The 20,293-nt window shown below is 59.4% G+C and carries 15 protein-coding genes and 1 pseudogene; 7 read left to right on the top strand and 9 right to left on the bottom strand.

Annotated features, from left to right (window positions below; genetic code table 11):
• The first annotated feature begins 248 nt into the window (after window positions 1–248).
• The 5 genes from SB822_RS47420 to SB822_RS47400 all read left to right on the top strand — a co-directional run bounded on the left by SB822_RS47420 (window position 249) and on the right by SB822_RS47400 (window position 6,365).
• Window positions 249–497, top strand: a complete 249-nt coding sequence (locus SB822_RS47420; RefSeq protein ID WP_410857961.1) for a hypothetical protein — start codon at window positions 249–251, stop codon at window positions 495–497.
• A gap of 99 nt (window positions 498–596) precedes the next feature.
• On the top strand, window positions 597–1,874 hold the full coding sequence (locus SB822_RS47415; RefSeq protein WP_410857960.1) for a hypothetical protein: 1,278 nt from the start codon (window positions 597–599) through the stop codon (window positions 1,872–1,874).
• 1 nt (window position 1,875) lies between these two features.
• Window positions 1,876–2,664, top strand: coding sequence for an N-acetylmuramoyl-L-alanine amidase (locus tag SB822_RS47410; RefSeq protein ID WP_410857959.1), 789 nt, complete (start codon window positions 1,876–1,878; stop codon window positions 2,662–2,664).
• 151 nt (window positions 2,665–2,815) lie between these two features.
• Entirely contained in the window at window positions 2,816–3,628 is an 813-nt protein-coding gene (locus SB822_RS47405; RefSeq protein WP_410857958.1) for a peptidoglycan-binding protein, read from the top strand.
• Between the two features lie 85 nt (window positions 3,629–3,713).
• Complete coding sequence (locus tag SB822_RS47400) at window positions 3,714–6,365, top strand: patatin-like phospholipase family protein (RefSeq protein ID WP_410857957.1); 2,652 nt, start codon at window positions 3,714–3,716, stop codon at window positions 6,363–6,365.
• Window positions 6,366–6,416: 51 nt separating this feature from the next.
• On the opposite strand, the gene SB822_RS47395 is transcribed toward SB822_RS47400, so the two are convergent.
• A complete protein-coding gene (locus SB822_RS47395; protein ID WP_410857956.1) occupies window positions 6,417–6,965 on the bottom strand; it encodes a hypothetical protein in 549 nt (182 codons plus the stop codon).
• Between the two features lie 361 nt (window positions 6,966–7,326).
• On the opposite strand from SB822_RS47395, the gene SB822_RS47390 reads away from it, so the two are divergent.
• Window positions 7,327–8,817, top strand: coding sequence for a hypothetical protein (locus tag SB822_RS47390; RefSeq protein WP_410857955.1), 1,491 nt, complete (start codon window positions 7,327–7,329; stop codon window positions 8,815–8,817).
• Window positions 8,818–9,036: 219 nt separating this feature from the next.
• Here SB822_RS47390 and SB822_RS47385 read toward each other — a convergent pair.
• The 6 genes and pseudogenes from SB822_RS47385 to SB822_RS47360 form a co-directional block, all read right to left on the bottom strand.
• Window positions 9,037–9,282, bottom strand: a pseudogene (locus tag SB822_RS47385) (DUF1488 family protein); the annotation flags it as partial.
• A 370-nt stretch (window positions 9,283–9,652) separates the two neighbouring features.
• Complete coding sequence (locus SB822_RS47380) at window positions 9,653–10,114, bottom strand: hypothetical protein (RefSeq protein ID WP_410857954.1); 462 nt, start codon at window positions 10,112–10,114, stop codon at window positions 9,653–9,655.
• A 9-nt stretch (window positions 10,115–10,123) separates the two neighbouring features.
• Window positions 10,124–10,798 (bottom strand): hypothetical protein, encoded by a 675-nt coding sequence (locus tag SB822_RS47375; RefSeq protein ID WP_410857953.1) that lies wholly within the window; start codon window positions 10,796–10,798, stop codon window positions 10,124–10,126.
• A 2-nt stretch (window positions 10,799–10,800) separates the two neighbouring features.
• Complete coding sequence (locus tag SB822_RS47370; RefSeq protein WP_410857952.1) at window positions 10,801–11,232, bottom strand: hypothetical protein; 432 nt, start codon at window positions 11,230–11,232, stop codon at window positions 10,801–10,803.
• Between the two features lie 148 nt (window positions 11,233–11,380).
• Window positions 11,381–12,343, bottom strand: a complete 963-nt coding sequence (locus SB822_RS47365) for a hypothetical protein (protein ID WP_410857951.1) — start codon at window positions 12,341–12,343, stop codon at window positions 11,381–11,383.
• 47 nt (window positions 12,344–12,390) lie between these two features.
• On the bottom strand, window positions 12,391–12,984 hold the full coding sequence (locus tag SB822_RS47360) for a DUF4277 domain-containing protein (RefSeq protein WP_410857950.1): 594 nt from the start codon (window positions 12,982–12,984) through the stop codon (window positions 12,391–12,393).
• Window positions 12,985–13,649: 665 nt separating this feature from the next.
• Between SB822_RS47360 and SB822_RS47355 the strand changes: the two genes are divergently transcribed.
• Window positions 13,650–14,345 carry an OmpW/AlkL family protein gene (locus SB822_RS47355; RefSeq protein WP_410857965.1) on the top strand — a complete coding sequence of 232 codons (696 nt, stop codon included), beginning with the start codon at window positions 13,650–13,652 and terminating at the stop codon, window positions 14,343–14,345.
• A 35-nt stretch (window positions 14,346–14,380) separates the two neighbouring features.
• Here SB822_RS47355 and SB822_RS47350 read toward each other — a convergent pair whose 3' ends face one another.
• Entirely contained in the window at window positions 14,381–15,532 is a 1,152-nt protein-coding gene (locus tag SB822_RS47350; RefSeq protein WP_410857949.1) for a patatin-like phospholipase family protein, read from the bottom strand.
• Between the two features lie 12 nt (window positions 15,533–15,544).
• Complete coding sequence (locus tag SB822_RS47345; protein WP_410857948.1) at window positions 15,545–20,281, bottom strand: GMC oxidoreductase; 4,737 nt, start codon at window positions 20,279–20,281, stop codon at window positions 15,545–15,547.
• Window positions 20,282–20,293: the final 12 nt, after the last annotated feature.

The following is a 20,293-nucleotide window of genomic DNA, read 5'->3' as shown; positions in this document are numbered from 1 at the left end:
CGCGCGCGGCACCGTTTGCATCCAACCATCTACATGATGGGGAAACAGGTCTTTCGACCGGGAAGCCGAAATGCCAAAGACAACTTTGCCCGGCTTTTCTCTTCAGCGGCCATATGAGCGATGCGCCCGATCGCGCGCGGCCGCGTTTCACTCCGCAACTCAAGCCGCTGGTCGCCGTGGAAATCGCCCACAAACTTGCGCCAGCTTAGGAAGCAGAAGACTGCGATCAGGCCGTCTCGACATGATTGATGGTTTCCATAGCCATCGGACTGATGGAGATCGAGCGTTGTGCCAACGAACTCCCGTGCTGTGCAAAATACGCTTGCGTGTTTTGCCTCGGATTCGAAACCGATGAAGCCATGTCCTCTGCCAAACGCTGCGAATGGTTAAACGTTCAGGATGCCGCGAAAGAAATTCAAGTCGACGTTGAACGCAGTGCGCCGGAAAACGAAGTAAGTAATTTGTTCGCTGCCGCCGCCGAAGCCTGTGTTGGCTAACGTACATAACATTCAAAAGATTTACTGAATTTTGACTAACCTGCTTTGGTAGAAACGATAGCTCGCCCCATCGCGCCGTGAACAAGAAAGGGAGACGCCATGTTCAATTCGGCCATTCTCGAAGTCGCAATTGGGATCGTCTTCATCTACTTGCTGCTGAGCCTGATGTGCACGGCGCTTCGTGAAGGCCTCGAGGGATGGCTCCGAACCCGTGCGTCGTATCTCGAGAGCGGCATTCGCGAACTGCTCTTCGATGCCGAAGGCAAGGGTCTTGCGAAACTGTTCTACGATCATCCGCTCATCTGCAGTCTTTTTCCGGGCGCTTACGCCTCGCCTGCGTCGGGCAGGACGGCGGGTCTGTTCACGCGAGGCCACAAGCTTCCTGCATACATCCCCTCCGCCAGCTTCGCCGCGGCGCTCATTGATATCATCGGGCGCGGGCCCGCGCCCTCCAATGATTCGGGCACGGCCGGCGCCATGCAGCATCCGAACTCCGATGCGACGCATCCCATTACCATCGCCGACGTTCGCGCACATATCGCAACCATCGGCAACCCGTCGGTGCAGCGCGCCGTGCTCACCGCGCTCGATACCGCGAGCGGCGATCTCGAGAAGGCGAAGAAGAGCCTTGAGACCTGGTACGACAGCGCAATGGACCGGATATCGGGCCGCTACCGCCGTTCGACTCAGGGCGTGCTGTTCTGGATCGGGCTTATCGTTGCGGTCGGTTTCAACGTCGACACGATCAGCCTCGCGGATTATCTGTATCGCAACGAGACACAGCGCGGAGCCATCGTCGCTCAGGCTGGTTCGATCGCGAAGGAGACGAACGGGGAACCGAGCAGCTACGCGGATGTGAAGAAGCAGATCAACAAACTCCAGCTTCCGATCGGCTGGGACTTCCTCTTCCAGCAGGACTCGCAGGACACGGCCAACGGATTGGCGGCCGCGCAGAGAGCGGCGCAGGCGTCGCCCGGCGAACACACGCTGGTGGACTACCTCAGGCCGGCCTGGAACAGATATCACGCGTGGTTGATGAAGCCGCTCGGCTGGCTGCTTACCGCAGTCGCCATCACACTGGGTGCGCCGTTCTGGTTCGACATATTGAACAAGATCATGGTGATCCGCTCGACCGTCAAGCCGCACGAAAAGAGTCAGGAGGAGTCATCCGAGGACCGCCAGACCGGTGCGGATATAACGCGCATGCCGGGCGCACCGCCGACGACCATTCAGATCATGCCGCCACCCATCAGCGTGCCGACGCCGTCCGTCGAGCCGAAGCCGCCAGCCGACAGTCACGAGGACGGTTGCGAGGTCGAAGTCACCGACGCCACGCCCGACAATCAGTTGCCTGCGGCTCAAGGAGGCGTGAGTTGACATGATCTACGAACTGCTTTGGCTGCCGGCCGTGCTCAGGAATGCCGGCCTGAAGGTCGCGCCCGTCGATGGTTGGGAGAGCCGAGGGCGCGCACACATGGGCGCGATCGCCGGCGTCATCTGTCATCACACGGCGACCGCGCGCGACGGCAATATGCCGAGCTTGCGTACGCTTATCGACGGACGCAGCGATCTGAGTGGCCCGCTCGCACAACTCGGGCTGGGACGGGATGGCACTTTCTACATCATCGCGGCCGGCCGATGCAATCACGCGGGCGACGGCGCGTGGTACGGCGTCACTACGGGCAATAGGAACTTCATCGGCATCGAGGCGGAAAACCGCGGCGTGCCGTCCGATCCGTGGCCTGAGGTGCAGATGGACGCCTACGCGCGAGGCGTCGCGGCGATTCTCGCGCATATTGGGCGCGACGAGAACGCATGCGCCGGGCACAAGGAATACGCGCTGCCGCCTGGCCGCAAGAGCGACCCGACCTTCGACATGAATGTGTTTCGCGCGACGGTCGCGGGCTTCCTGAATCGGACCGCGGCACCTCGCCCGATGATTCCGGCGGCGGAGCCAGAGTCCGCGGGTGTTCAAAGGCGTCCAACCTTGCGGCGCGACATGGCGGGCGAGTTCGTCAAGCAAGTGCAGGCGAAGCTGCGCATCGAGGCTGACGGCATCTTCGATGCGGACGTCGAAGCAAAAGTGAGGGAGTTCCAGCGCGCCAAGCATCTGGTGCCGGACGGGATCATCGGCCCGAAGACGTGGGCCGCGCTCGATTCTGCGTGAGGCCAAAGACATTCCATTCAGCGATCCGGTCAAGGACGGTGGCCCGTGCTGAAGGGTCGATTCGGCAACAGAGGCTGTTGCGGTTACATGCGGCGTCTGCCCGCGGGCGAGAAGGCGCCGTTCGATTCTTAATGGCGGCAGGAGAGAAGACATGGTCACCAGCGTTCTCAGGCAAGGCGATACCGGCAGCGATGTCCAGCAGTTGCAGAAATCACTCCTTGAGCGCGGCTTCAATCCGGGCGATATCGACTCGGTCTACGGTCAGGGCACGGTCGCGGCGGTGATGGCGTTTCAGAAAAGCTCTGGCATGCTCGCCGACGGAGTCGCGGGCCCGCGAACGCTGACGGCGCTCGGGCTTGCCAACGATGACACATTGCCGAGTTCCATCCCCGCCGTTACCGTTCAGGTAGTCAGCCAGATGTTTCCCTCGACACCCATTGGCAATATCAAAGCTAACTTGCCAGGGATTCTTTCTTCACTCGTCGAGCACCGGCTCTCCGACAAGCCGATGGTCCTCATGGCCCTTGCGACCGTGCGTGCGGAAGTCGAGTGCTTCAAGCCGATCGACGAAGGACAGTCGCGTTTCAATACCTCTCCGTCGGGGCATCCCTTCGATCTCTACGACGCGCGCAAGGACCTCGGCAACCAGGGCGCGCCTGATGGCGACCGGTTCAAGGGGCGCGGATACATCCAGCTCACGGGACGAGCGAACTACGCGAAATACGGCGCGCTGCTGTCGCCGAAGGTGAATCTCATCGAAACGCCCGAGCGCGCCGGCGAACAGGGCATCGCCTCGAGTCTGCTCGCGCTCTTTCTCGCCGACAAGGAGATCGCGATCAAACAGGCGCTGATCGCTGGCGACATGGCCCGCGCGCGCAAGCTGGTGAACGGAGGATCGCACGGAATCGACCAGTTCACCGACGCCTTCCAACGCGGCAAAGCGCTTTTGCCGGACACGATGTGAGTTCCTACTTCAAGCGACGCCCTGCCGCGAACCTGAAAGCCGGGCGCTAACCCGATAGTCAACCTGTTCATGGAGGGGCGCGGCGATGGAAAAGAGCCTGTTGGAAGCAGAGAGCGCAGCGCGTGAAATCATAGGCGGCAAGGAAGCGAAGCCGACCGTGGTGCTCGATCTGGAGGAAGTGCTTCGCCGTAGCCGCAGATTCGGTCTGGCGCGCAAGATTCTGGAGCGTTGCGCGGATCACCGCGACCTGAATAGCAATGCGGCGCTGCGGGTCAAAGTCGGGCAGAAGCGGGCGCTTTGCACTTACAAAGATCCGGACCTCGCGAACGACAAGAAACTCGACGATGCGTTCAGTATCCTGCAGTCGGTGACCGACCTCGAAACGACTGTAGACCAGGAGACGCTAGGGCTTGCTGGCGCCATCTTCAAACGGAAATGGGAGTTGACGGCGCAGGTGCGCTATCTCGAATCGTCGTTTGCTTTCTATTGTCGCGGCTATCGGCAGGGTGTCGAGAACGACTTCGGATATACAGCGATCAACGCGGCATTCGTATCGGATTGTCTCGCCGACATCGCGAACGTGCCCGACCAGCCCGCAGATGTCGACCTCTTGATATCGCCGCAACGCCGGGAAGCAATGGCGATCCGCAAGGAAATCGTCGACAAGCTGGCAACGCTGCCGGATCAACCCGGCAAGGAATGGCTACGCGGAAAATGGTGGTTTCTCGTCACCGTCGGAGAAGCCTATTTCGGCCTCGACGCTTGCGAATCTGCTGGCGAATGGCTGATGAACGCCGCCGCGCTTCCCGGCGTGCCAGACTGGGAGCAGGAAAGCACGGCTCGCCAGATCGCGGCGCTGCTGGTCATGAAAAGGAATGTCGCGCACCAGCGCTCGCAGCAGGTCGACCCACGCCTTGAGGAAGTCCTGCGCGAGTTCCTCGGTGCGAGCTCGCAGGCTCTGGAATCCGCGGTTCGCGGCAAGGTGGGACTGGCGCTCTCGGGCGGAGGATTTCGGGCGTCGTTCTATCACATCGGCGTGCTCGCCAAGCTGGCCGAACTCGACCTGCTGCGTCACGTCGAATGTCTCTCCTGCGTTTCGGGAGGATCGATCATCGGCGCGCATTACTATCTGGAGGTACGAAAGCTGCTCCAGGAAAAGCGTGACCTTGAAATCGAGCGAGACGATTACATCCGCATCGTTCGAAAGATCGAGACCGACTTCTTCGAGGGCGTCAAGTCGAATGTACGAACGCGGATCGCCGCCGAGTGGCTGACCAACCTGAAGATGATCTTTCTCCCGGGATATTCCCGCACCATGCGGGCCGGGGAGTTGTATGAGTCTGAGATCTTTTCGAAGGTCGCCGACGGAGAAGGTGCCGGCAGTCGCTGGCTAAACGATGTAAAGATTCGCCCGAAGGACGCGCAGCTCGATTTTTCCCCTAAGGATCACAACTGGCGTCGGGCGGCGAAGGCACCGGTTCTGGTGCTCAATGCGACGACACTGAACACCGGGCACAACTGGCATTTCACGGCGTCGTGGATGGGTGAACCTCCTGCAGGTATCGACTCCGAGGTGGACGCGAATTATCGGCTGCGCCGCATGTATTACTCGGACGCGCCGTCACCCCATGAGCGCGTCCGACTCGGCTACGCCGTGGCGGCGTCCGCGTGTGTGCCGGGAATTTTCGAGCCGCTGACACTTGCGAACATCTATGAGCGCAGACCGTCCACCGAAGACCGTATGGTCCGGCCACTGGTGCGACTCGTGGATGGTGGCGTGCACGACAATCAAGGTGTGGCGGCGCTGCTAGAACAGGACTGCTCGGTATTGATCGTGAGTGACGCAAGCGGGCAGATGCAGGACCTCGATTTTCCGAGCAATGGCCTGCTGGGAGTGCCGCTGCGGGCAAACAGCATCCTTCAGGCGCGAGTGCGCGTCGCTCAGTTTGAACAGCTATCGGGCAGATTGAGAGGCGGCTTGCTCAGAGGACTTCTTTTCATCCATCTCAAGAAAGACCTCGAAACGACTCCGGTCGACTGGATCGATACTCAAGAACCGTCGCCGCCAGTGACACCCGACCCACTGACGTCATACGGCGTCCAGCGTCACGTTCAGCGCTTGCTTGCCGGCATTCGAACCGATCTCGATTCGTTCTCCGAGGCGGAGGCGTACGCGTTGATGGCGAGCGGCTACCTGATGACCGAGCATTACCTCGACGACACGGCGTTGGGATTTCCTGTCCCACCGCACCCTCGGGAGGAATGGACTTTTCTCGGGATCGAAGGCTTCCTGAAGGATCGGCGCCGCGATGCGCCGCTCGTCACGCAGCTCAAGGTTGCCAATACCCTTTTCTTCAAGGTCTGGATGTTGATGCGCCAGTTGCAGATTATCGCTGGCGTCTTCGCGATCTTCACGCTCGTCATTCTCCTGTACTTCACATATGTAAACTGGGATCCGTCCAACGGCACGCGCTTCGTGAAGCAATTGGCAACAGGCGTGGGCTTTGCTGCTCTGTGCCTGTTGGGGCTTGGCGTGCTCGGTAAAGTCTTGAACTATCGAAAGACGCCAACGGAAATACTCATCGGGTTTGGGATGGCGACATTCGGTTTTTTGCTTGCACGCCTGCATCTGCACGTGTTCGACAAGCTGTTTCTCTGGCAGGGCACGATGAAGCGCCTCAAGGAGCAGGAGCCGCCGACCTCGAATGTCGCCCCGGCGCGGACCGCCCGTCCGTGAGGCGACCGTTAAGCGGCTTTGGAACAGAGCGTCGTATTGGACTGCCCTTGCTCATGCAAGCCATTGCCATAGTCGGGCGATACCGCCGTAGATGACGAAGAAGATGCCGCCCGCCGTCAGTGTGAATTTGGCCGAAGCGCATATCGTGGCGAGCATCGGCCAGGGAGCCGAGGTCGTGCCCGCCAGCATTTTGAGCATTGCCCAGTTCTCACACGCATCGAATGGGCAAGCGAGAAGGACGCCCCAGGAAATGGCTGTTCCGATCAGGTGGTTCTTTCCGTCCAGACCGCGGGCAAGCAGTGCGCAGGTCAACGAAAGTGCAAGGGGATAAAGCAGCAGATAGACATAGTCGATCAGCGTTTGCCGGCGCGCTTCCTCGACCAGTCCCTGGCTTTTCAGACTGGAGACGAGCGTTGTCGCGTGTGCTTCTGTCGTCGGTGTTTCGAGTTCGACTACGCCATATTTAAGGACGGATTGCAGCCGGCTCTGGGCACACGACAGGTACACGGTCAATGCGGTCGTCGATACGAGCAACACGATGAAGATGACCTGCTGGGCCGGGTAAGATAGCCACGAATAAGGCGAGGGGAACGTGTGCATGTCGAACTCCCTGGAGCGGATAAATGCTGTCCTTTCATGGATAGTGCATGCGGGGCGTTTGAGCAAGCGAATCTCACGGCGACGAGATAGCACATAAATTTCGTCACGTTAGTAGATAGAGTTCCTATGTATTCGAGTGGCTTATTCAAAAACTATGATTTTCTCAAGTGAAGCGACGCGTCCTCGCGCAAACCAGCGTGATCGTTCAGGCTTCGGCCTCAAAAGGCTGACCAGCTCTGATCCGGTTGACGCAATGATCCTCTTCTAACGAAGCTGCACGGAGGAAATGATGATCGGCACATTCCCGGGTCGTATCTTGTCGCTTGCCCGTGTTCTGCTGCTCGCAAGTGCCGTTCGTCGTATGCCCCGTTCTTGTACGTTCGGCCTGTCGGCTGGTGGGCTCGTGCTGCTGCTTGGCGGATGCTCGTCATTGTCGATGCCGAAAAGCGCATCCGTCGTCGCGACGCCATTCAAAAGCTGTTCCAATCCCAAGGAGAACCAGTCGGCCGCCGTGGCATCGACGCCGGACGCGCGTCTGCGCAACGCCTTCGTGTGGGCTAGAACCGAGCCGGCTTTCCAGCGTCTGGGATCTCTTGGCCTGCCTACCGCGCCACTGGTGGCTCGGGAAAACATCCAGCAGGCTCAGCGGCTGTTGCAAGTTGCGTCGCGCGGCGCAGTGAGCCGGACGGATCAATCGGTCGAAGCGCAATTGATTCGCGCCATTCCGTGGCTCAACACGGCAAGTGGGGAGGGCGTCTCAGAGACTCTCGCGTCGCAGGATGCGCAAGGTGCAGTTCAGCAGGGCCTGAACGTCATCGACGTGGTCACGAATCACGACGGCGATCGTTCGCAATTGCTTCCGGATAAGACGCGAGATGTCCCGCAGACCAATGCAGCGGGCGATGGCAAAGCAGCCGACGATGATGGGATCGAGGTTGCGTCGGTCGGTGAGCGGGAACGCAAGAGTCTGACTAGCGATTTTCAGAAGATGGCCGCGTTTCGCGCATTTCATCTCGTGACCTTACTTGCGGCCGGACGCATCATGCAGGAAGTGAATGCGCCCTACGACGGCGCCGCCGCATCGAGGGGCCTGAGAACCGACGTGAAGCTCTTCAATGTGGCGCGTTTTCTTTCGACATACTTCGACGCCTACTTCCGGGGCGGACAGTTCATCCAGTTGACGTTCGATCAGAGTGGCGCTCTCGATCTCGTCACGAAGAGAATTTCAGCGCGCATTGGCGAGAAGCTCAACGGCGCCGTACCCGACGATCAGATCAAGACGATCGTTGCCGGCGAACTGGGAAAAGTATGCGGCAAGAGAGGCGATGACCCGTGCGATTCTTTGACGCTCGGAACGACGAGCTTCGTTACTCGCGCGGGCTTTTCGGTGCGATTCGCGGGAATCGGCCTGAATGTCGGTAGTGGGCAATCGCTCGTTCCGCAGGCAACCTACCCGAAGGCATCTGAATTCGGCCCTCAGATGATACGCGTGCTGGTGGAGGCGATCTTCGACGCGAACGGGCCGCATCCGAAGGCGGTCTATGGCTCGACGGCATGCGCTACGGGGCTGTTCGGCAGCGACGAATGCATGGCGGCCAATATCCAGGCAGATGAACTCACGATGCGAATCGACATGTTCGCGGCGGGCGCGGAAGCGCTGTCTTCCGCGGGCGTAGGCGCATTGATTCGCGGCGGCAGCGTCTCGGCACTCAACAACGAAGCGGTGGCCGGCATGCTCGAAACTTTTGCGGGTGTGTCGTCTCGGAAACTGGTCGAACGCGTGCTGAAGGCACAGGCTGATAGCTGTCTGGGGAGGTTGTACCCGGTGTCCCTTCGGGTGAAGGACCAGTGAGTTACCCGTGATTTTTGGTGTGTGTTATTACGCATCGACCGTATCCGGTGGTGGGCATTTTTTGTTCTGATTTGCGTAGTGGGCTGCGATGAGGGCGCCAATCCGGCACGTCTCTTCAGGGGCGCAGCAATTTCGCAGCACACCTGTCGTAATCTCGCAGACAACCGGAATGCCATAATCGAGGCGCCATCCATCGGTAAAGAAAGAGGTGAGTGCGACTGTCAATTCAAGGCGTGCAGTTGGTTGCGCCAGCATCTTGCGTTCGGCGATTGTCCGGATGCGGTCTACCCGTCCCGGAACGTTTTCAGGATCTGGGCATCACTGGCTGGAGGGCTCAAGCCAGAAGTAGGCTTCCAGCGTCGCGATCGTGATCACACAGTCGACCGTGCTGTTGTGGCGCGCGAGAACAGACGCCACACCCTGGCGATAAGCGAGTACCTGAGGTTCGAGGTCAACAGTTCCCATGAGTTGAAGGGAGAACGTGTGTTGGACGTGTCACGAGGATTCTTGCATACGTGATGCGGTTTGAGTATCGGACTGTTCGCATGGAGAGGACATTGATTCCCTGGCTACACGACTAGCGGGAGATTCTCCGCCTATAGTATGAGTGACCAAACGATGCAAATGTCAATGGCTCAATCTCAAGCCAGAAACAGATTTCAGTGCATTTCGATGATGCCTCGCTGCCATGTTCTTGATCTGTGAGTGGTCGTCTTCTACATCAGGTAAATCAATCGGACGATGCACCATTGTTGAGTTTTGCAAATCAAGCTAGTGAGAGCATGAGAATTCCGCACCGCGGACGCATCTGCATAGGCAAACGCGCCCGCGCGGGTTACTTGGGCGCGACAACTTCTTCTTCCGGTTGGTCCTTTCGCACCTTGGTCAGATGACGTTCGACAATCTCGCCCAGCTGCTTCATGTCTTCACGATAGTACTGCCCCAGTTCGAGCAGCCCCTCTTCAGCGCCCGTCTCCACCGCGCGCTCAAGGCTGTCGTCAGTGGGTGGCTCGACAGGAAAGCTCATATGCTGCACTCCAACACCGAATTCTTTTATTAGCCGACGTATGATTCCACCGGCCACGAATTGCTCAAGGGGAAAGTCGACAAGATGGAGCTTATCCTGCAATTCCGGCCATTCGTGTTTCGGAATTTTTGACTTGATCAAAGGAAGGTCGAGAATAAACGAGTATGCCATGCATCTTGAGGTGCGCCGGCCGAGTGCATCGATCGCCGCAGCGCCTAGCTGGATAATAGAGGCCGCACGCGAAAGCTCGATGATCTGACTCGTCCACAAGATGGGCCACTATGCGGCGAAGCGCATTTCGAATTGCCGCGAGGGGGGCGCTAACCAGACGCCAGTGTTCAGAAAATATGCATCAAGCTTCTTGAGCACTTGCTGGCCGGCGGGAGTTTGGTCAAACCCAGCGTAGGGCGGCAGCGACGGGGTCGGCTCGCGACCAGTGAGATTGATATCGAACCAATGATGCCAGGTAGAATCGGCGGAGATTCGCCCGACATCGACGGTATGTCCATCGTAAGCCGAAATCACGCCAATTTCCTGACCATGCTTCGTGGCATTCGGGTCCTTTATCCGTCCCCAGGCGATAACTTCGGGGCGCTCTTGATGCCCGGCTTTGGTCGGCCAGTCGGGATCGCCCGGAACGGGTATGGGCGCCAATGCTTCCCCTTCGTGCTGATGGTCGGGAAGGACATCGATCGGGCCGTCCGGCCCGCACAGCAGGGGATGCGGACGAGTGCGCAAGATCACGCCCGCCCTGGACCCCACGATGTAACGCTTGTAGCGAATCTGCTGTGGCGTGTCGTCGGACTGGTCGTCAAAATCGTAAGTCGCGCCGGGGTCCGGGCCTTCGACGAGTGTCGTATTCCAGTCAGGGAAGAGATTATCGGGCGCTGGATAAAGGCGCATCTTGCCTGCACAGACGAATCTGTCCCGCAATGCCCTGGCCGAGGTTTGCATGATCACCGGTAACGAGTATGCCCCCTTGCTTGGGCGCGGACATGAACGTGTCCAGAAGCGCCAGCTCGGCTGGCGTGAGGCTCGGATCGCTGTTGAATCCGAAGAACCAAGATCTCGTCAAAGTTGTTCATGACATCGAGGTCGGTCAGCCGCATCGCGCCCTTGATGGTTGCAGAGGGATCGGCACCGTCACGATGTGCAAACGAAACCGAGAAGTTGACGTATGAATATGCTCGACTCTTCAGCAGTTGATAGACATACTGCATGCCTTGAAAACTGCCCCCTTGCAAATGGATCAGGCCGTCTGCATAGACGAGGATGCGAACGTTCGATGGCCTGCGCCACCAGGGATACACTTTGTCCCAGTCGAGGATGTTCCAGCGTTTTGCGATCGATTGATTGATCGCGTCGACATCGGAGCCTGCATGCACCATGATCTTCTCCTGCACTGTCCCGCCGTGCGAATGCAGGCGGCGACTCCGATAAGACGCCTGATGTTTGCGATGTTTTGAAAGCTTTGTGTCGGGTGACAGTGACTTACATTCCGCACGTCGAGGACACAATTTGGCGTGAATTTCGTCGCTAGTGCGGCGGGCGAAAGGCGTCTTCCGGGACACCGAGTAGCCCGAGCAGCTGACGCTGCAATTCCGTGAGTGGAACGTCGAAGACCTGCACAGTGTGTGCTCCATCGATCAGCCGGTGACGTTCGGCGAGGCTGAACAGGCGCAGGATCTGTTCGGTCGTGGGGCGTGCGCACTGACGCTGCTCGGGATAAAGAGGCAGTTCGTCGATATTCTCGCGCTTCATGGCAAGGCGCAGCTCGCGTTCAATGAGCGCCTGCACGAGCAGTGCAAGGAAGTACAGCGTGAAGAACGCCTCGATACGGCCTTCATCCTTCAAAAACACCGGTGCGATCTCGTGTACGGTCTTGACCTGTTCGAAGCGCTTCTCGATCATCGGCTGGCCCTTGTGGGCCTCCAGCACCTGGGCCGGTGACAGGTTGCGATCGTTTGTCACCAACGGGTACATGCCATCGCTGCAGTGGTCGTTAGCGATGGTCTGTTCGTCGGTGCTCCACTCAATGCCAAAGCGCCGCTTTGTGATCTTGCGGTAAGCAGTCTCGGGTCCCGGGCGACCCCGGCGCGTCTGCCTGTACTCGTGTTCTTCGCATACGGTGCGACGAACCTTCAGATAGCGGGCAACATGGTGCTTCTCGATAATCGTCCTGATCTGCAGATCAATCTCGGCAGCGCCCCGCAGTCGCGTCTTCGAGCCTAATGGCACCGCCCGACTTCGGTTCGTCGCACGTCGGCGTGCCCACGATACGGCTAGCATCTCCAGGTCTTCTTCGCATATGGCCAGATCGGGCGGCCAACTCCTGATCCGCTGAGCAACCCATCGGCACACGAATGCTGCTTGCCGGGCCACGCTCAACGAGGATCCCTGATCAATCAGTTTCGTGAGATACGCGGTTCGTTCGGCGGCCAACGGGGCATCCTGGTGCCGCTTCACTGCAGACGGTCGTGAGAAGAGTAGTTCGAACATGATGGTCACCTCCTTGTGGAAGGACACATCATTCTAGGGGTTCCTGATTATGTGGCCAGCTCCAGGGCGAGCCCGCGATCAATCACCGGGTTTCCACCACCCCGCCACATAACTGCGCTCGCCACATACTTCGAATACCCATAGGTGATCGCCGGTGCCGTGCGTCCACGGATCTTGCGGCCTGAAGCGCCACGATAGCTGCCACAGAAGCTGATGGTCGTGCTGCCGTTGTGACACTCGTCGAAGTTGACGCCGAAGCGCTGGGCAACGGCCAGTGCCGCCTCGGTGAGCAAGGGCGCCCGGTCGGCGTCAAACAGGTGATCCAGCGCACGGCCAAGCCGGTCATCGCTGAGGTGATCCATCTCCTCGGGACCGATGCCAAACATCCCGCTTGCAAAGCCATGCACGGTCTCCTGCTGGCGGCAGATCGGCTCGCGCTCGACGATGATCGAGCGCAGCAGCACGCCAAGGGCCCGGGCGTGAGCTACCGCACAGCGTGCGTCTGAGGGAACGTGGCGATCGAGCAAGGCCTCCAGGCCGAGTCGATCAATGAAGTGATTGACGAGGGGTAAAGGTCCCAGGCGCTCGCTGTGCAAGATGAAGCGGGCCTTGGGCGGAGAAAGTTCTTGTCGGCTAGACATTCTCCCGCTATGTTAAATCGGTACTGCTAAATTTTCAACCAACGTTAATGCCGTTTCGTAACAGTCACGGATTTGCGGCGTCAGTTGCACCCACTACCCGGCGGGCCAGAGGCGCATTTCGCCCACCAGACTGGCAACGAAATTCACGCCAAATTGTGTCCTCGACCTGCGGAATGTAAGACAGTGATACTTGACACAAACCATTTTGCAATAACCTCTTACGCGCACGACTAACAAATCGATGAAACACAGCAATTAGGCGGATGCTGTTCTGAGAGCTCGCAGAATGTCTCGGCAAGTGCCGAATTCTGAAACCGGAAGTCGACAAAAACGAAATCTTCCACCGTTATAAAAGTGCCATGGATGTTGAATCGTCATCGCGAGAACTCTATTTTTTTCTATCCCTGCAAGAGACGCCACAGAATCAGCATGCGGGCTATTGGTTATATAAACGCGCCTTGAGGATTTAGTAAACTAAAAAAGCCGCACCTTGACTTTCCTCAGATGGGAACCTACGGTTAACTGCGAGACATGCGATACCGTGACGACTTTTTCTAGCAGCAAAAGAATGACGATCAATGTTTCGATAGATATCGGCACTGGCTTCGTGATGCGCGTTACGGGAGGAGCGCAAAGTGAATGCATCCGGGTTTGTTGGCGTATGTGTGTTGTCGATTGCCCTTCCCATCGCGAGCGTTGCGCAAACGGAGGGGAGCATCTTTGTCACGACCGGCTGGTTTCATTTCGCGCCGCAAGATAGCAGCAGCCCATTGAAGATCACGTCGGTCGGAGGGAGCCCCGTCGACATCACCGTTCCCAACACGGGTGCCGGCGTTTCGAGTTCCGACACGATCGGCTTCACAGTCGGCTACTTCGTAACGGATCACATCGCAGGGGAATTCGAATTCGGCGTGCCGCCGAAATTCGACGTGAGCGGAACGGGGTCGCTTGCGAGTTTCGGGACGCTCGGATCAGTGAAGCAGTGGAGTCCCACGCTGCTTTTCAAATACTTCTTCCTCGCATCTCAAGCCAGATTCAGGCCGTACGTCGGCATTGGCGTAACACGCACGTCTTTCAGCGACGGAAAAATCACCAACGCGGCCTTCGAGGCGCGCGGACTAGGAGGACCGACCAGCGTGGAGGCGAGTACGGTGTGGGCGCCCGTATTCAATATAGGATTCACTTACGCGTTTTCGGACCATTGGTTCGCCGGTTTTTCGGTGTCGTATATTCCAATGAGTACAACGGGTACCTTCACCACGCAGTCGCAGACACCTGTCGGCACACTCACGCGGCGCACTGAAGCGAAGGTCTCGCTTGATCCGATCGTCACTTATCTGCGCGTGGGCTATCGCTTTTGATTTTGATCAAGCTATGCACGACGCAAGCCGATACGCTAGCGAATAATGTGTCTCCTGCTCAACGTTTTATCGATGACATCGGCTGGAAATTCACGCGGTTTGTCCGTTGGCTGACTGGGAATTCCCGCATGAGGGGGAGCCGTATCGGCAAGCAGCGGGAGACATTCGTTCAGCCATTTATCCGCCGCATCGCGCCCCTGGTCACGCAACTCAATAAGGAAATCTTTGACGATAACGGCCTTGGATGCGTAACCGAGTGTGCGCAGGAAGGGCTCGTTGGTGATCCTGGTGAGATTGATCTTGTTGACGGGCAGCAGTTTCGCCGCTTCCTTCGCGATATCGTTCTCTTTTCCCAAAGCTTCGAAGTAATCGACCATCTTGTTGACGGCGCAAATTGCATTGATTTCATGGACCAGCGAAGAGTTGAACGTAATCTCGTTGACCCGGTTGTTGATCTGCATGGCGGTGAGCGGTGGCTCTTTACGAGAAAACGGATTGAGCTGGATGATGACGACATCGGTCGCATGGGTTATCAATGGGGTTATGGCAGGATTACCCATGAATCCGCCGTCCCAGTAATAGCTTTCGCCATATTTGGGCGGCAGAAAGACCTGGGGAATGCTGGCCGAAGCCTTGAGAACCTCCAGCGTGACAGCAGTTCGCGCGAAAATGTCGCGGCGTCCCTCGGTGATATTGGTCGTGGCGATGTACAACTCAGGTGGGTTCGTCTGTGCCTGCAGTGCGTTGAAGTCGATCTTGTTGCCGAGCACCGCGGCAAGCCAGTCGTATTGCAGGAAGAACGCAGGCGACCACACCTGGTTGTTCACCGACGCCAAAAGGCTGACGGGCGCGTTATCGATGTTCCAGGTTCCGAGCGTGTCGTGCCATACCTTCGCGGTCGATGAATAGGGGCTGAAAAGCGCCTCGGCGGCATCGGCGAGCCAGTACTCTTCGAGTAGCCGCTTCGCATTGGCTGCCTCAGACGCCTGGTCCTTGCCGGCGCCGAGCGCGAACGCGCATAGCGCTGCGTTGAAGCCGCCTGCGCTCGTGCCGCTCAACGCGGTAATGACCAGTTCCCGTTGCCCGACCGATTCCAGCAATCTGTCGAGCACGCCCCAGCTAAAAGCGCCGTGCGCTCCGCCGCCTTGTACTGCAACAGCGATACGTTTCGGGGGGCTTTGTGTCATTGCTGTCTCCTTTCATTTAAAGACTTTCTCGCCGGACAACTTGCCAAGCATTCGGTAGGCTTCCCATTGGTTGTCGTCGAAGAACTGGTCGACCGTGGTCTGGTTCGGGAATGCATCGTTGCTCTGCGCGTAATGCCGGACGTCGATGGGAAGGTCGGCGAACAGGCTTGCCTTGATAAGCAGCAGCCAGCTGACTTGTGCACGTCGATGCTGATTGTCGGCAGCGTATGGGTCGTTTGCATCTTCATAGGTGATACGCGCGAGTGCAGCGCCACGAAGACATGTGCGCTTCAGATCGTCGATGCGCCCGATCGCTTGCGGATCGAGATGCGCCCTGAACCACGGTGGCAGATCGGGCACTTTGAATGCATCCCAAGGGGCCGCCTGCGCATTGACGTTCGGCGTGGTGCTCACGCGCATCGTCTTGAGATCGAGCCAGTCGATCGTCGCGCCAAAGTCGAGACGCACCTGTCGCGTCAGCAGCGAGAGCGATTCGAAGGTGTATTTGGGATCGGCCGTCGCATCGACGGCGATCATCATCGGCAGGCGTCGGCGAATCAGTTCGTACAACCCCGTGTTGTCGAAATGCCCGCCATCGCTCAGATACCACAGCCGCGCGGCGGGGCCTTCGAAATACGCGCGCCATTCGTCGAACAACTTGGCGTGCAAGGTGAAAACGGCGGCAGGCAGCGATTTGAGACGGCGCCACGGGCCTGGAGGATAGCGGCCGGGACGAAGATCGGCGGCGATGCCGCTATTCCACCAGTAGCCGATGCGCACGTTGAAGAGTCCCAGCAGCAGCGACTGCGCAAGGCGCGTATTGCGTCCCGTGCCCGTCGTGAACGCCGCGCCGGATATCGACATCCATTGTCCGAGGCGCAGCCGCTCCACCAGCGCGGGTTGGTGATCGCGCCGTTCGAGCACATGGAACTGATGCGGGTCGGGCGCGACCCGCACCGCCTTGACGGGGGCGAGGTGCGCAGGCACGTCGTCGTCGCGTGCCGCCCAGAGTGCGTGAAAGCGCCGCCCGACGCTCATGCCCGCGGGCCCCGCGCACATCGCCATGCCTTTGTCGTCGTGAAGCTGGTTGCCCGACAAGGGATCGACGGTGTTGTTGACACAGGCGTTCACCAGATGCAGCGGGCCGCCGTTGTGTTCGGGATGGTACGTGTCGAAGTCGATATCGTCGCCGAAACTGCTGACGTTCACGGGCACGGGCTTGTCCGTGCCGGCGGGACGAACCCGCGCATCGTTCGATGCGCCGAGAAACGTGCGCACCAGCTTCTGCGAATAGGCTTGCTGCAACGACGACAGATTGACGAAGGCAAGCGTTCTTCCGACCACGACGGACGTGAGCAGCGCCGTGACGACGAGCCAGTGGCTCACGGTCACATCGCGGTCGAATGCGATATAGACGAGCGCGTCGAGAAACAGCAGCAACGCGAACACGATGACGAACGCGAGCACGCCCAACAGGATATCGAGCACGAGGCCGCTGGCGATCTTCGTCTGCTGCCCACTGGAAGGCCGCTTCAGCGCGGTGACCGCGAGCCCCCGCAGCATCGGCAGCAAGGGCACGGCGCCCGCCATCGACCACAGCACCGGTTGAAGCGACAGCCTCGTCACCTTGCGCGCAGCCGTATCGAGCGCCACCCAGAGCAGGCTGACGACGAAACCGACGAGTGCAGTGCCGAGCATGCGCGTCAGGCGGTTACGCACGACGGTCGTTTTCACGGGGGGCTTTGCTGCGGGTTGCGGTACCTTTTGCTGCTCCGCTCGCGGCGAGGACGCAGACGCCGTGCCCCAGCGCACGACCTCCTGTTCGATCCATGCGATCACCAGCACGACGATCGCGACGACACTCCAATCGGCGATGGCTGGGAGCGCGAGTCCATAGATCGCGCAACCCAGCAGCACGAGCCACGTCACGAGAGGCAGCCACGCGCGCCAGTTCTTGAGCAGATTGTCGCGCAGGGTCAGCCAGTAGCCGATCGCAGGCGGCAGCACGCCGAACGTCAGCACGATCACGGGCAACCACCACCAGCTCGACAGTATGACGCCGTAGATCGTCGGCGGCTTCGCGAGCAACGGGCATGTCGACGCGATCCAGCGCAGCACGCCGAATGCGCCGAACAGCAGGGTGCCTAGCCAGACATGAATCGACGCGAGGTTGCGCAGGATGACGGCGATGTCCGACATCACATCGCGCCGGCCGCCGCCCGCGATGTATTGCGCGTTCTGCCGCAACCATCCGACCTCGGGCGAGGCGGGGTCGGTCAGCGTTTCCTCGACACGCCGCGCGGGATCTCGCGCGGTGGACGGCAAACGGGTGAACAGTCTGCCGACGAACGATCCCGTATGATTGCCGCCAGAAACCGACGAGACGATGTCCACATCGCGCAGCAGTTTACGTTTCGCGAGCGCCTGCATCACCCCGAGGCAGAATGTGGCGCTGCGGATGCCGCCGCCCGACAACGCGAGCCCGATCGTATCGTCGGGTAGCAGCGTGACATTCGGATTGGCCGCCGGAGAAGCGCGGTTCGCCTTCGCGCGACGCGCGACGATGGCTTTTGCTTCCGCGGCTTCAAGAGCGTGCGGATAGCTGTCCGTATCGGCAAGCAATACATCGGCCGCCTTTTCGCTGATCATGAAGGTCGGCGTGACGATGAAATAGCCGGGAATACGCGGAAATACGGACGTGTCCACCACGCGCAGTCCTTTCACGCCATGCACGCGAAAGCGGCTGTCGAGCACGGCGTGCCTGTCTTCGAGGTTGAGCGTATCCGCGCGCCATGCGTCGCTGCCGATCCGGCAGGTGCCGCACGCGTGATGTCCCCACGCCTCGTTCTTGATCCATTTGCGCAGCTCATCGTCCGTTAGATCGGCGCGAGGCTGCACCTCCTCGTTGAATACCGTGACATGCCCGTTGATCTCGCGCACTTTGGCGATGGCTTCCTCCAAGGCCTGAAGGTCCGCTTCCCATTTCTGGCGCGACGCGACGGCGGGATCGTCGAACGAATGAAAATCGATTTGCGGAGTATCGAACGGCTTGTCCGTGCGCAGGCGGACGCTGCCGTTAGTATTGTTCGTGTACGCCTTCAGGATGACCCAGCTCCACAGATTGCGCGAGTCCGGCGGAGCGCCCTTGAGCTTGCTCAGCAGCTCGCGTGACCAGCCCCAGTAGTAACCGCGAAACGCCGCTGGCACACCGAAGATGAACAGGTCCGGGTCGCTGCGCTGCGCGGCCGTATTGCCCTTTGACGACATCATCAACGCGATCGCACCGCCGTTGGTGGAGTAGAGTCCGCTGCCCTTGTCCAGCCATTCCATGAGCTTAGGGTCGTCTCTTGCGCCGGGCTGGAAGGTCACGCCTTTGAGCGTCGAAAAGTCCTCCTTCGTCGTCGTGATAACGCTGACCTCATAGCGATCCTGCAGATTCATGCCGACGCCGGGCAGGTGCACGATGGGAGCGACCACCGCGCCTTTACTATCACGCGGTCCTTCGATATGGTTCTCGTCCAGGTGGTCTCGATCGCCGATTCCGCTCAGCATGAGGAGTTGCGGCGTATTGAACGCGCCGCCGCAGACAATGACTTCCCGCCGTGCGAAGAGGCGCTTCATTTTGGGCGCTTTGTCGGGCACGACTTGCGCCGAACGCGCGCCGTACAGATGCGCGCCGAGCCTGACCTCGACGCCGACTGCACGAGGTACTTTGTCATCCGCCTCGAACAGGATCCGTGTCGCGTGTGCGGGGTTGAGAATCACAAGATTGTCGGGGTAACGCTTCGACACGTCCAGGAGGTGATCGCGCAAGCCGAAACGGCGTCTGCCGTCCGTGCCGATCGAGATCAGCGACAGATGGTTGCGATTGGTGAAGTCCGGCGAACGTACATTTGGATCGAGGAACTGCAGGATCTGAAAGCGGGTAACCGCCTTGTATAACATCGAACGTCCCTCGCGCGTGGCGAGCCTCGACAGTGCGACGTCGATCAGCAGACGCACAAAGGTTTTGTCGCCACGCACGATGGCGGCAATCACGAGCGGATTGATGAAGCTCGTCTTCTGCCAGCCGTCGAAGCCATGCCCAACGGGATCGAGCTGGCTGCGCGGGGCGAGCTGCTTCGCAATCCATTGCAGCGCACCGATCACGGGGCCCGCGAACTGCGAGTAAACCGAGTAATACAGGCAGTTCTCGATCTTAGGGAAATATCCCTGCATGTTGTCGGAATGCCATGACGCATCGTCGGTGTCTTCGGCAAGCCGGTCCCAATCGGCATCGTTGGGCCGGATGACGATCATCGCGTGATGCGCGGTGCAGCCGCCTACCGCGGCCGCGCGTGGATACTGGATGCCGCCTCGCCCCTGCTTGCCGTTAGCGGACGGGTCCTGTTTGCTGCAATACTTGGTGTCTGCCTCCTGCCGTTTGTTGTCGCTGTAGTGCCGGACCGAGAACTCCCAGCTGATTCGCGGATCTTCGGTCGAAGGGCCATGGAAGGCCGGTACGGCATAGACCTGACGCATTTTCTCGTCGCCGTCCTCCGGGACCGCGCGCGTGAGGAAGTGATCCTCGTCGGTGTCTTGCTTGATTGCGGGATCGACACCCGCTTCGATCACGAGAACCTTGCATCCGCCGAGCGCGAGGCGAGCGGCGAGCGGGCCGCCGCCGGCGCCCGAGCCCACGATTACGTAGTCGAACGGCGTGGCTTTCCGGTCTTCGGCTTGCTCAATGAACATATTGTCGCGAGTCATGGCGGCTCCCGT

The organism is Paraburkholderia sp. SIMBA_054, from assembly GCF_046534875.1.
Lineage (GTDB): Bacteria > Pseudomonadota > Gammaproteobacteria > Burkholderiales > Burkholderiaceae > Paraburkholderia > Paraburkholderia hospita.
The sequence above is the reverse complement of the archived record's forward strand: the minus strand, read 5'-3'. Positions and strand labels throughout refer to the sequence as shown.

What these genes read in the sequence shown, in the direction of transcription:
- SB822_RS47370 (WP_410857952.1), bottom strand. Translation starts at nt 11,232, where the DNA reads ATGGTGCATGCAGGCTCCGATGTCGACGCGATCAATCAATCGATCGCA.
- SB822_RS47345 (WP_410857948.1), bottom strand. Translation starts at nt 20,281, where the DNA reads ATGACTCGCGACAATATGTTCATTGAGCAAGCCGAAGACCGGAAAGCC.
- SB822_RS47400 (WP_410857957.1), top strand. Translation starts at nt 3,714, where the DNA reads ATGGAAAAGAGCCTGTTGGAAGCAGAGAGCGCAGCGCGTGAAATCATA.
- SB822_RS47390 (WP_410857955.1), top strand. Translation starts at nt 7,327, where the DNA reads ATGCCCCGTTCTTGTACGTTCGGCCTGTCGGCTGGTGGGCTCGTGCTG.
- SB822_RS47375 (WP_410857953.1), bottom strand. Translation starts at nt 10,798, where the DNA reads ATGCAAACCTCGGCCAGGGCATTGCGGGACAGATTCGTCTGTGCAGGC.
- SB822_RS47420 (WP_410857961.1), top strand. Translation starts at nt 249, where the DNA reads ATGGTTTCCATAGCCATCGGACTGATGGAGATCGAGCGTTGTGCCAAC.
- SB822_RS47405 (WP_410857958.1), top strand. Translation starts at nt 2,816, where the DNA reads ATGGTCACCAGCGTTCTCAGGCAAGGCGATACCGGCAGCGATGTCCAG.
- SB822_RS47410 (WP_410857959.1), top strand. Translation starts at nt 1,876, where the DNA reads ATGATCTACGAACTGCTTTGGCTGCCGGCCGTGCTCAGGAATGCCGGC.
- SB822_RS47395 (WP_410857956.1), bottom strand. Translation starts at nt 6,965, where the DNA reads ATGCACACGTTCCCCTCGCCTTATTCGTGGCTATCTTACCCGGCCCAG.
- SB822_RS47360 (WP_410857950.1), bottom strand. Translation starts at nt 12,984, where the DNA reads ATGTCTAGCCGACAAGAACTTTCTCCGCCCAAGGCCCGCTTCATCTTG.
- SB822_RS47350 (WP_410857949.1), bottom strand. Translation starts at nt 15,532, where the DNA reads ATGACACAAAGCCCCCCGAAACGTATCGCTGTTGCAGTACAAGGCGGC.
- SB822_RS47415 (WP_410857960.1), top strand. Translation starts at nt 597, where the DNA reads ATGTTCAATTCGGCCATTCTCGAAGTCGCAATTGGGATCGTCTTCATC.
- SB822_RS47365 (WP_410857951.1), bottom strand. Translation starts at nt 12,343, where the DNA reads ATGTTCGAACTACTCTTCTCACGACCGTCTGCAGTGAAGCGGCACCAG.